At 61.4% G+C, this 11,499-nt stretch carries 2 protein-coding genes, 1 tRNA gene and 2 rRNA genes (1 of these 5 cut by a window edge); 3 read left to right on the top strand and 2 right to left on the bottom strand.

Annotated elements, in window-relative coordinates; translation table 11 throughout:
* The 3 genes from ACH13J_RS02195 to ACH13J_RS02185 form a co-directional block, all read left to right on the top strand.
* Window positions 1-1,819 (top strand): 23S ribosomal RNA (locus ACH13J_RS02195); it begins 1,617 nt to the left of the window's first position.
* 81 nt (window positions 1,820-1,900) lie between these two features.
* Window positions 1,901-2,015: ribosomal RNA gene (gene rrf / locus ACH13J_RS02190) — 5S ribosomal RNA — on the top strand.
* 74 nt (window positions 2,016-2,089) lie between these two features.
* Window positions 2,090-2,166 (top strand) — tRNA-Met (locus ACH13J_RS02185).
* A 129-nt stretch (window positions 2,167-2,295) separates the two neighbouring features.
* Here ACH13J_RS02185 and ACH13J_RS02180 read toward each other — a convergent pair.
* Both ACH13J_RS02180 and ACH13J_RS02175 read right to left on the bottom strand, forming a co-directional pair.
* The gene (locus ACH13J_RS02180) at window positions 2,296-8,232 is read right to left on the bottom strand and encodes a DEAD/DEAH box helicase (RefSeq protein WP_397541674.1); all 5,937 of its coding nucleotides are present in this window, start codon (window positions 8,230-8,232) and stop codon (window positions 2,296-2,298) included.
* Window positions 8,229-11,348: a hypothetical protein gene (locus ACH13J_RS02175; protein ID WP_397541673.1), complete on the bottom strand. Its 3,120-nt coding sequence runs from the start codon at window positions 11,346-11,348 to the stop codon at window positions 8,229-8,231. Before ACH13J_RS02175 ends, ACH13J_RS02180 begins: the two co-directional genes overlap by 4 nt.
* Window positions 11,349-11,499: the final 151 nt, after the last annotated feature.

The following is an 11,499-nucleotide window of genomic DNA, read 5'->3' as shown; positions in this document are numbered from 1 at the left end:
GACCTCCGGCTAAGGCCCCTAATTCGTGGCTAAGTGGGAAAGCAGGTGAGACGGCCAAAACAACCAGGAGGTTGGCTTAGAAGCAGCCATCCTTTAAAGATAGCGTAACAGCTCACTGGTCTAAACAAGCTGTCTTGCGGCGAAGATGTAACGGGGCTCAAGCCACGAGCCGAAGCCGAGGAGTGCGTAAGCACTGGTAGCAGAGCGTAGTGTGACATAGTCTCATTCCTCCTTAGCGGCCCAGGCCGTGTTGGAGGAGAGAGGCTTTCGATGAAGCCGGGGCGTGAGCCATCCGGTGGAGAGATCACTAGCGAGAATGGTGACATGAGTAGCGACAAAGAGTGTGAGAGACACTCTCGCCGAAAGTCCAAGGGTTCCTGCTTAAAGCTAATCTGAGCAGGGTGAGCCGGCCCCTAAGGCGAGGCCGAAAGGCGTAGCCGATGGGAACCAGGTTAATATTCCTGGGCCGGGAGGTGGTGACGGATCGTGACGGTTGTTCATCCTTATCGGATTGGATGGGCAGCTAATCGGTCCCTGGAAATAGCCCCTCCATCAGACCGTACCCTAAACCGACACAGGTGGACTGGTAGAGCATACCAAGGCGCTTGAGAGAACGATGTTGAAGGAACTCGGCAAAATGCCTCCGTAAGTTCGCGAGAAGGAGGCCCGCTTCGCAGGCAACTGCGGGGCGGGGGCACAAACCAGGGGGTGGCGACTGTTTACTAAAAACACAGGGCTCTGCGAAGTCGCAAGACGACGTATAGGGTCTGACGCCTGCCCGGTGCCTGAAGGTTAAAAGGAGGTGTGAGAGCACCGAATTGAAGCCCAGGTAAACGGCGGCCGTAACTATAACGGTCCTAAGGTAGCGAAATTCCTTGTCGGGTAAGTTCCGACCTGCACGAATGGCGTAACGACTTCCCCGCTGTCTCCAACATCGACTCAGCGAAATTGAATTGCCTGTTAAGATGCAGGCTTCCCGCGGTTAGACGGAAAGACCCCGTGCACCTTTACTACAGCTTCGCACTGGCATCAGGATTGTGATGTGCAGGATAGGTGGAAGGCTTCGAACCCGGGACGCCAGTTTCGGTGGAGCCACCCTTGAGATACCACCCTTCGCACTCTTGATGTCTAACCGCGGCCCCTTATCGGGGTCCGGGACCCTGCGTGGCGGGTAGTTTGACTGGGGCGGTCGCCTCCTAAAGCGTAACGGAGGCGCGCGAAGGTTGGCTCAGAGCGGTCGGAAATCGCTCGTTGAGTGCAATGGCAGAAGCCAGCCTGACTGCGAGACTGACAAGTCGAGCAGAGTCGAAAGACGGCCATAGTGATCCGGTGGTCCCGAGTGGAAGGGCCATCGCTCAACGGATAAAAGGTACGCCGGGGATAACAGGCTGATACTGCCCAAGAGTCCATATCGACGGCAGTGTTTGGCACCTCGATGTCGGCTCATCTCATCCTGGGGCTGGAGCAGGTCCCAAGGGTACGGCTGTTCGCCGTTTAAAGAGGTACGTGAGCTGGGTTTAGAACGTCGTGAGACAGTTCGGTCCCTATCTGCCGTGGGTGTAGGATACTTGAGAGGAGTTGCCCCTAGTACGAGAGGACCGGGGTGAACGATCCACTGGTGGACCTGTTGTTGCGCCAGCAGCAGTGCAGGGTAGCTATGATCGGACAGGATAACCGCTGAAGGCATCTAAGCGGGAAGCCCCCCTCAAAACAAGGTATCCCTGAGGGCCGTGGTAGACCACCACGTCGATAGGCCGGAGATGTAAGCGCAGCAATGCGTTCAGTTGACCGGTACTAATTGCCCGATAGGCTTGATTTGATCCAGTAGAAGCAGGACTTCATGCTGGACCGAAATCGTACACCGACGTGTACAGGCTTGGATTACGAGGATCTTTCTCGGTTTGGTGGTCATAGCAAGAGCAAAACACCCGGTCCCATTCCGAACCCGGCCGTTAAGTGCCTTAGCGCCAATGGTACTGCGTCTTAAGACGTGGGAGAGTAGGTCGCCGCCAAACCTAGAAAGATCCTCGTTTGTATCTCTCTAACGATGCCGCCCAACCTTGTTCAGCTCATGGGCGGAAGCACGTGGCGCGGGATGGAGCAGTCTGGTAGCTCGTCAGGCTCATAACCTGAAGGTCGTAGGTTCAAATCCTACTCCCGCAACCAAATTCCTACGCGTTATCAAACGCTTGAACGCCGCCCTCCGGGGCGGCGTTCGCGTTTCCAGCACCCGTGGAAGCACTGTGGAAGCAAGAGGGGCCGAAGTCCTTCGTGCTTCCACATGAGCAGTTGGGCTCAGCGCTCCTCGATGAAGACGCTGCACTCCTTCGAGTGAGACATCAGATTGTCGATTCCCGCGGTCACGTCCCATCTCAGGTTGACCCTCGGCCCGCCATCGACGGTCTGAATCGTCACAACGCGATCATGGAAATGGCGATTGCGTGCAGAGCGGTGATGGAGTTCGGGTGTAACCGTGATGCCGGCAGATCGCAGCTCAGCGCGTAACGCGCTCGACTGCGATTGCGGCGTACCCGGCTCGCCGTGATCGGGATTCCACACGACTGCAAGTCGCTCGATGTCGACGCCCGCTGCCCCAGCGGCAGCGACAAAGCTCGCTAGGCGACGTCGGTTATGTGGGCGAACGCCGCACCAGGGATCCTCGATTTCGAGCGCGACACGGCGCCCTGCTACGCCTTGAAAGAGCGGTGTGAGCGCTCGGGCGGTGCCCGGTCGGAAGCGGAAGACACGCAAACGTTCTGTGAGCCCCGCCAACGGACCCGGCAGCGTTCGGACGCTGTCCTGCACCGACGCAAGCCAGCTGTCGCCTGCTGAGCATGAAAAAAGGTGGCTGACCCCCTCCAGTGGCCCGGCAAGAGCCGCCGCCGCGTCCTGCGATGCGTAGAATGCATCCACAGAGGCCTCTGACCCGACACCCTTCAAGACAGACAGGCGAGGCGCGTTCGCAACGGCCGACCCGTCGAGCGCGCCAAAGCGAAGCTGGCCGGATCGCTCGTATGGCGCCAAAGCATAGGCAATCTCACGATCGAGGCCTGTCGGGGTACCTGCATCAACCGCACCCGGTGGAAGTAGATAGAGGGCATGCCTGTTCGAGGCTTCATCGAGCCAGTTTCGCAATGCCCGCGCGCTTGTGAGGGCCTCGGACCGATCTTCGGCACCCCAGAGAGCTGGCGCAGATACGGCCACCAGCCCCGCTCCCTCGAGACGCACCCGCAGCGTCGTCGCCGCGGTCTGCGCTACCGGGACCGCCGCCACGGGCGCATGAGCGGGCCGCGGTGTCGACTCCGCAAGCAGGCCGCGCAACCAGCCAAACACAGGATGACGATCGAACTGATCCCAATAGACCTGGTTGGAGTAGTCATTCACGCACCGCGAGCAGCTCGTCTCACAGGCTGCGCCACGAGGGCAATCGAGGATCGCGATCGCCCGCCCCAGCAGCACCCGGGCGGAGAAGCGAGAATCGTCGAGCAATCGACGGCAGTAGCCGGCACCGCCTGGGACTGAGTCCGATAGGATGACCAGCGGGGACGCACCGAGAAGCTCAACGGTCGCGCGGAGGTCTCTTGGGTCGGTTTCAAGAATGTCCGCTGCCGCAAGTCTCAGTGCCTCAGCCAACGTTCTAAGGAAACCATCACGGGCAGCCCGCCGTTCAGTTTCCGTGGGGCGATCAGAAAAGTCAGGAACCGGCTGATCGATGCGGATCCCCCGAAGATCCGTTTCGAAGACATGTGCGAGGTCCACGGGCCAGCGGAGGGATTCAACCCGGCACCGATCTCCGGTCCGCGGGTTCTCATGCATTGCCCGGATCTCGGCCCCGCCAAGTGCCTCTTGGGGCGCCGGTCTCGCATGCTCGCAGGACGGGCACCAAAGATAGCCCGCCCCCAGCGGCCCGCGGTTCAAGACGAGCATCCGTCCAGGCTGACGCCCCTCTGGCGCAATAGCTGGTGCGAAGAAATGCGTGACGCGTGCGAGGTCCGAAACCCGGAAGTCCTCAGGGCGGGCTCGCGTAAGGAGGCGCGCTTCGTCGACGGGGCGCACTCTCACGCGTGTCGCACCGGGGTCTCTACCTTGCCGGTCGGCATATGATGTCAGAAACCCGACGGGTTCAACGAAGGCGCGGCGCGGGCCACTGGCCCGTACGCCGCACTGAGGGCAATTCTCCCCGAAATCATCCCGGTCATGGTGTGTTTCTGCATGCTGGCACGTCGGACAAACGCGGTGGAAACCACGTTCCATCCAAGCATCGCCGGTGCCTACCGTGGCTCTCCGTGCGATGCCCGCGGACGTCCAAATTCGGCCACCGGCCACGACTTCGGCCCCCGGCGCATACTCGGCGATCGCCATTGCTGCGTCTCGATCGAGCTGCAAAGCTCGATCATCCGAAGCGGTGCGAGCGCCTCGTTCCGTGACAATCTCTAGATGAATCGAGTGAACCGGGAAGCTGTAAGTCGGTATGACGGCAGCACGCGACAGGGCCTCAACCAGGAATCGATCAAGATACCGACGCATGTCGCCCAAACGGCCATTCATGCGACCGGCAGCGCGGGAGCGGGCCTGCTCGTTCGCATCCGGATCATCGAGCGCGGCACGTGCCGTTTCGTAGGCGTCGTTGAGCTCGCGCCAGCGAGCGCAAGTAGCCCGGATCCAGCGCGTTATCTCTGCGCGCGAGTGCTCAGTCAGTTCGCCCGCGACAAGGCCTACATGATCAAGTCTTGCCGGGAGAGTGGACGCCATGCGCTCGGCAACCATGCGTGCGGCAACACCGGCCTCCGAAGCGAGCCATGCTGAAAGGTCTGCCAGAAGAGTTGTCTCAGCAGCCTCGTCCAAGCGCTCGCCCAGCACATCACGCAGACGCGGAGCTCCCGTGCGCTCGTGGCCTGCCAAGCGATGATCCAGCCAACCTGCCAGCAGGCATGAGACCTGGTGGCGTCGGAAGAAGCTCGGGTTATCCAATGTCAGATATGGCGCGGGGGGGAGCGCCTCGAGATAGCCACGCAGATCGTTGAATTGTGCTTGGTCGTATCGGCCGGACCTCGCCATCATCAATGCAACAGGCGCGGCCTGCGCGCGGCGGCCAGCGCGACCGGCGCGCTGCTGATAGTTCGCAATGCCTGGCGGGACGTTCCGGCAGAAAACCGCTTCCAGCTCGCCCAGATCGACACCCATTTCCATTGTCGTGGTGCAGCTGAGCAAGTTGATCTCGCCCTGCCGGAACCGCTCCTCGATCTCGGATCGTTCCGTCGTCGATATGGCGGCGGTGTGCTCCCGAGCGATCCCGCTCAGCGGCTGCCCTTCATAACGAACGAGGTAATGGTTGCGTCTGCGCATCTCGTCCCGTTCTTTGGCTGAAACAGGAACTGTGCGTCCCGTACAGCGCCAGGCGGTACACACGCCCCCGAGATCGATTTGGCTGGACGCACCGCAACTTTCACAGCGGCGCAGTTCTCCTTCCGGCGTCGCAGCGAAACGCATGGACGCCAAGTTCAGCACATGACCGTGTCCCCCGGGCAGAAGGAGACGGTGACGGGGCCGCGTCGCCTCTTCCCAGAAAGCCGAGAGAATGTCTCTCGCTTGGCCGTCTGGGATTCCAAGCCTGTCGATCAGCACCCACAGTGGCCGATTGGGCCGTCCCGGTTCTGAGAGCAACGTTCGCAGTCGGCGACTCTGGTGCGTCCGCGACAACGACCACGAAATGTCCGCGCTCGCCAACCCCTCTCCCCATATGGACTCATCTGTTAGGTCAATGTTCTCAAGCGTGTTGATCGCTCTCGATTGCCGAATGATGTCGAGCAGAAAGCGTACCAGGGCCGGCACTATGCCCCGATACTCAGGCGGAACCCTTTCGTTGAGTCGCTGAGTAATCCTCGCATCCCCCTCATATTGCACGGTGATGAGGCCGAGGGATTCAAGTGATAGTCGCAGTGGGCCACCGCAGAGTTCAGCTGCGATCAGGGCCATCAGGCGGTCTTTGGCGGCGCTGCTGCTCAGAGGTTCTGGATTGCGGCGATCATATAGCTTGAAGCCGGATCGCCTGAGCTGCGTCCAGACACCATCGCGCAGCCCCATGAGGTCCAAAGCTTCGTTGGTCTCTCGACGCAGCGCCTGGACCATAGCTGCACGGAGCGCTTGATCTCGAGCCGTACGCTCGAAGAATGGGGCGAAGAACGCCGCGTCCTGCCGGTTGTCCGCAAAGACGAGGAGGTTTCGCCCTTGCATCGGTGCTTCCGACGACCGCCCCTGCGGCGGAGGCAGGGCCTCGAGCAGTGCCTGCGCCGTTACCGACGCGAGCGCATCGTCACCAGGGTGGATCGGAGTAACAGGCTCAGCGAAGCGGCCGCCGGTCGCTCCGCAAGATAGGCATTTCCGGACGTAGCTGCGCCGTTCCTCGGCATCGTCGCGCATCGGGGCTTCGGCAAGGGAGAGCACGCCCTCCTCAGGGCCGTCGGCCAACTCGCCAGTATTGGCGAAGAATTCGAAAGGAGTTTCCTCCTCGAGTTCCTCGTCCAGTTCGTCAGGGTCTATCTCTGTCGCGGCCTCTCCCGCCCTGATCAACCTCAAGACCCGGCGCCTCGCTCCGGGACTGATCTCGGGACGCGGGTGAAGCATTGTTCCATCGTCCCAGCCCTCGACGTAGGGCTCGCCGCAGTTGCGGCAGACGAGAAGGGGATAGGCCGGGGCACCGTCGATGTGCGTGCCATTGCGAGAAAGCCTGAAGTCCGCCCAATTCTCGAGATCGCTTGCAGAAAGCTTTAGCGCGACACCCTCCACGCCCGAGGCGGCTAGATGAAAGCGTGCCGGGAGAAGTGGAAACGCGCCTGGGACGGAAGGTCGAGCCAGAACGCCCAGTGAGATCAGAGCCGTAAGAGCTGTCCGCGCCGTCTCTCCAGACTCTGACGCAAAAACCCGCGCCGCGAGATCGGCGAATGGCAAAGCTCGCTCCTTAAGCGCACTGGCTACGTCGCGAACCTGCTTGATGCCAGCTAGCCGCGCAATAAGCGCTTCGCCGAACGGTTGCGCAGGGTCGAGGAGTAGCGCATCGACGCCAGCTTCCCGCATCGCCTCGTTCCAGTCCTCGGTCAAATAGTCGACATTTTCAGCTTCGAGGCACCCTTGCTCTCGCAGCTCCGAGAGTATTCGCGCTGCTCTAACCCAATCGGCCGCGGAGAGTTCTTGTGGTTCCACGCCGTCGGTGAGGGCTGGATGCAGTCGTCGTTCGGTGGTGATGACCGCGCCGTCTCCGCTCGGGAACGGTTCCCCGAACAGGTCTTCAGCGAAGCGTGCGAGTTCTTCGCGCTTCGCTGGATCGAGGCTTGCGGATGTCCCGACACAACGGATCTGCCCCTGGGGTATGCCGAGCCGCGCCTTCAGCTTTCGCAGGAGGAAAGCGACTTCGATGGCTTGAGCCCCCGTATAGGTATGGACCTCGTCGAGGACGAGCCAACGGACGTCCGCCCCGGCAAGCAATGCTCGGTTTCGCGGCAAGAGCAGGATGTGCTCGAGCATGGCGTAGTTGGTGACGAGGATGTGGGGCGGTGTCTGAAGCATCTCGCCCCTGGCAAGAAGCCAGTTTCGTGGAGCATGTCGAGCGTCGGGGAAGTCAGCCTGAAAGGTGGGCGTGGCGATCAGCCGTCCTTCTTCGTCCGATCTCGTAGCATCAGAGCGCACCTGCCCGGTGAAGCGCCCGAGCGTGATGCCGGGGTCTCCAAGATCCCGAAACAACAGTCGGGCGATACGGTGCATCTGGTCGTTTGCGAGGGCGTTGAGAGGATAGACCAGAATTGCGCGAACGCCTGGCCGCTCCAGTTCTCCCTGACGCAGGAGATCGTCGATCAATGGGAAGAGAAAAGACTCCGTCTTGCCCGACCCGGTACCCGTGGCGACCAGGTAGTTTTCGTCGCGACCAATGGCTGCCGACTGGTGTAGGTGAAGCCGCCTATGCCAGAGGGATCGCCCCTCTTCGCTTTGGGAGAGTGCCGACCAAGCACCGTGCAGTGCCCTATTGCCCACCAGTTCTTCAATACTGCCGCCCTTCTCGAAGTCTGGCAGACTCTCGACGAATGGGCCGCGCACCAATGCCGCGCGTGCGCATGCGTCGGCCACGGCGCGTGACAGACGGGGCGCTCGCGCTGACGACACTGCAGCGGCAGTTGTGATGTACCGCGCCAGCGTCGCACCGAGGTTGTCCTTGAAACGGATTGGGTCGAGTTCGGTCATGGACGTTCCTTGGCGATTTGCCAGAGCAATAGGTGGAAGGCGAAAAGCTCGGGGGCGAGGCGCAACATGAATGCAATGCTGGTGAGAGCTTGTGCTGGCGGCATGCCCGCCCGAGTGGAGACGGTATCAACATACTCTGCCACCTCATTGAGGCGGCTTGCACGTGCAAAGCCAGAAAGCAATGCCGAGCCCCATAGATCCACCTGAGCCGGCTCCTCAGAGTCCTGACTGCGGCGCGGAGCAGGTGGACGAAGCTTTTCGGGTGCCAGGGTCCAGGCTGCATGCATCAACCGTTGCAGGGATCCTTGGCGCCGGCTGTTCGGTCCCTCTTCGGCCGTGTCATCGAGGAAGAGGCCGGCGGCGTCGAGCCGCTCGACTAGCCGGAGATGCGCAGCGCGCCAATGGTCGGGCCCGAGCAAAGGCGTCCCACGCCAGAACCATCCCGCCGATGGGTCACCGTCGACCAATGGCAGATTTCTGAAGAAGCGTGCTGGATCGAATCCCTCCAGTCTCGAGCCCTTGTCGCGCGCCGCCTGCAGGTTTCGGAAGGCCAGGTAGACTGTGGGATGGAGATGAGACAGCTCGCGTAGGCGCGCTGTATTGAGTGTGGCGAGCGCAGCCATCTCGGCGACACCAGGATCAACGGACGCCGCCAGAGCCGCGAATGCCTGCGGCGCTGCAGCGTATAGATCCGGAGCGAACTGAAGAGGGTGGAGGATCGGCACCCAGCCAGGTGCCGTATGCTCGGGAGGCGGCAAGCACGCCGCTCGCATAACTGCTCCATCGCCACCACGAAGTTCTCGCAGCCGACATCCGAGTTCCTGCCAGCGTGGCACCAGTGTGCGCTCGAGCGTCGGCCAGCACTCTGCTGCGTAGCAATCTGACAACCAGCGGCTGAGAGCCTCGAACCGACGCTGAAGCTCTGCGTCCTGCACGAGTCCGTCTGCTGCCGGGTTGGCAATGGCGACGGCAAAACTGTCGCCTCGCGAATTGCGGAGGGGTCGCCAACCATCGCGTCCTTCGGGTCGGATCAAGAGCCGGGCCAGACAGGGACCGTCATCAATCCAATCGGTATCGAGGGTCAGTTCGAGTCCGTGCGCGTCTTTGTCGTTTACCTCGGCATGGAACCAGTCTGGCCGGCGCGTCGCCACCGGCCGATGCCGAAGGGCTGCTTCTGCGAAAACGGCAGCGCCCGTTTCGTCCTCGACCTCGACAGCCACTGCATCGACCGGCTCTCCGAATTTCAGCTGCAGTCGGATCGCGCTGCGAGCGGGAAGGAGGTTGATTGACTGCGGCGCCAGTGCCGCGACCAGTTCGAATAGCAGGACTTCCGAACCGTTTCCGCGCTGAAGCAACACACGTTCATCAGACGCGGGCGCCAGAAGGTCCCGCACAGCAAGACTGCGGGTCAGCCCCCCATAGAATGGACGTTCTTCGCGTCTGCCACGAGTGATCAGCTGTGCCTTCTGGTCAGGGCATCGGATGCTGATCGTATCGAAGCGGTCGTCTTCACCAACCGAGAGCCGGGTGCCAAGCGGGAGCGGGGCAACACTCCCTTCCGCACGGCGCCTTGATACGGTGACATCGGGCCAAGGCAGATCAAAAGGAACATGAGCGCCTTCGATCTCGAATACGACGCGTGCAACGCTGTACCCGCCGCCGGGCTCAAGGCATAGACGCCCCTGGTCGTCACGACCGACGTGGAGGCATTCATCTTGGACGAGATTGCGGACTTGGCGTTCGCTGCGGAACACGATGCCGTCTGAGCCGCCGAAGCCAGGCCATACCCATGCGGCAAGCGTGATCCCAGACCCATGAGAGGCGGTGCCATCGGCGCTTGGCGCCATCAGTTCCATCCGGAGGCGCATCGGGTCGGCTGCCTCAGCCTCTGCGAAGCCAGCGAGCACCTCTTCCATCCCGACTTCACCAAAACCGTCATCTGAAATCGATACCTCGACAAGGCGCGACTGCACACCGAGTGTGACCCGTACCGCTCGTGTCTCGGAGCGTCCCAAGCCAGTTTCGATTCGAAGGCGTGCAGAACGCCCATGAAGTGCGCCTCGTGGACCGCTTGCGATTTCGTCTCCTGCTAGGGAAAGGCGTCTTCTTGGACGGGCCTTGAGACCTGTTTGCACACCGTCGAGATCGAGCGCTATGGGGCGCGGTCCAAGCACCGCGAAACCGACAAAGCTATCGGCTTCCGGTTCGAGAGCAGGTTCGCCTGCTATCGAGAATGGCGCCCGTGCCACGATAACGATGTCCGTTGAGTCCAGTTCGATATCAACCGAGCCTCGAGGGATCTCGCGCAGATAGTGGCCGGTCATCCTGTCAAACGCGGCACATTCCCCTTGAGCGAGGAGCTCGAGTTGCCCGGTCTGGCAAGAGATTTCCCAACGGAACTCTTGGGGCCAGGGCTGAGGTAGTGTCCAGTCCTCACCACCGCGCAACCGGAGCGGTCGTTGCGCGCCATCGAGCCAGAGGCGAATTCGCCCCTCGCTTCGAGGCAGTTTCAACACAAGCCCACCAGATTGCCAATGAAGCCGCGGCCGCGGTGCCAGCGCCTCGGTTCCTCCTCGGCTCGATGTTGGCCGCGTTTCTTTCAGTCTCTGATCAAAGACTTCCTTAAAAGACCTCTCGAACTCGATTGCAGGGACGAAGGCCTCTGGGTCTTGGCGTATCCGGGCAAATAGGCCGGCATGCCAGGCAGTCTCGTCCCAGAGGATCGCACGGCGAAGCACGTTGACCGCAGGAGGGAGAAAATACAGTGCATCGTCTTCCCAGCGGTTGAGCAGCACGGTCGTTTCGACAGGGGGCGGGCCAAAAGCTGCTTCCTGTCTCAGAAACGCGTCGATCAGGTGTGGAAGCTGCGCTTGGCTTACGCCGGCATGAAGAAGGTAGACGTCGACATCGCGATCGAAGCCTCGGGTAGGTAACCCGAACCGGTCGCAAACCGCACAGAATGAGCGGAACAGCACCTTTCGATGCGGCTGGTAATCCAGCGGAACTTGGAGAATGTCGGCGATGTGTGGGTATACCGCATGGCCGGCGTCTCCATATCCTTCGCTTAGCGAATGGGTTACAAGCCATGCCGCGAGGCTTGGAAAGTCGCGGAACAACGCTTGCAGCCTGTCAGGCCGACCGCCCAAGAACTGTCGCGTGCGCTCAACGGCTCGCTCTCGCGCTGTCTCATCTAGCGGAATGAGCCCAATGAAGGGCGGCGCCCCAGCTTCTTGGCGACGTCTGCTGAGCAAGAAGTCCGCGGTCCTG

This window comes from Roseovarius salis (assembly GCF_044472985.1).
Lineage (GTDB): Bacteria > Pseudomonadota > Alphaproteobacteria > Rhodobacterales > Rhodobacteraceae > Roseovarius > Roseovarius salis.
The sequence above is the reverse complement of the archived record's forward strand: the minus strand, read 5'-3'. Positions and strand labels throughout refer to the sequence as shown.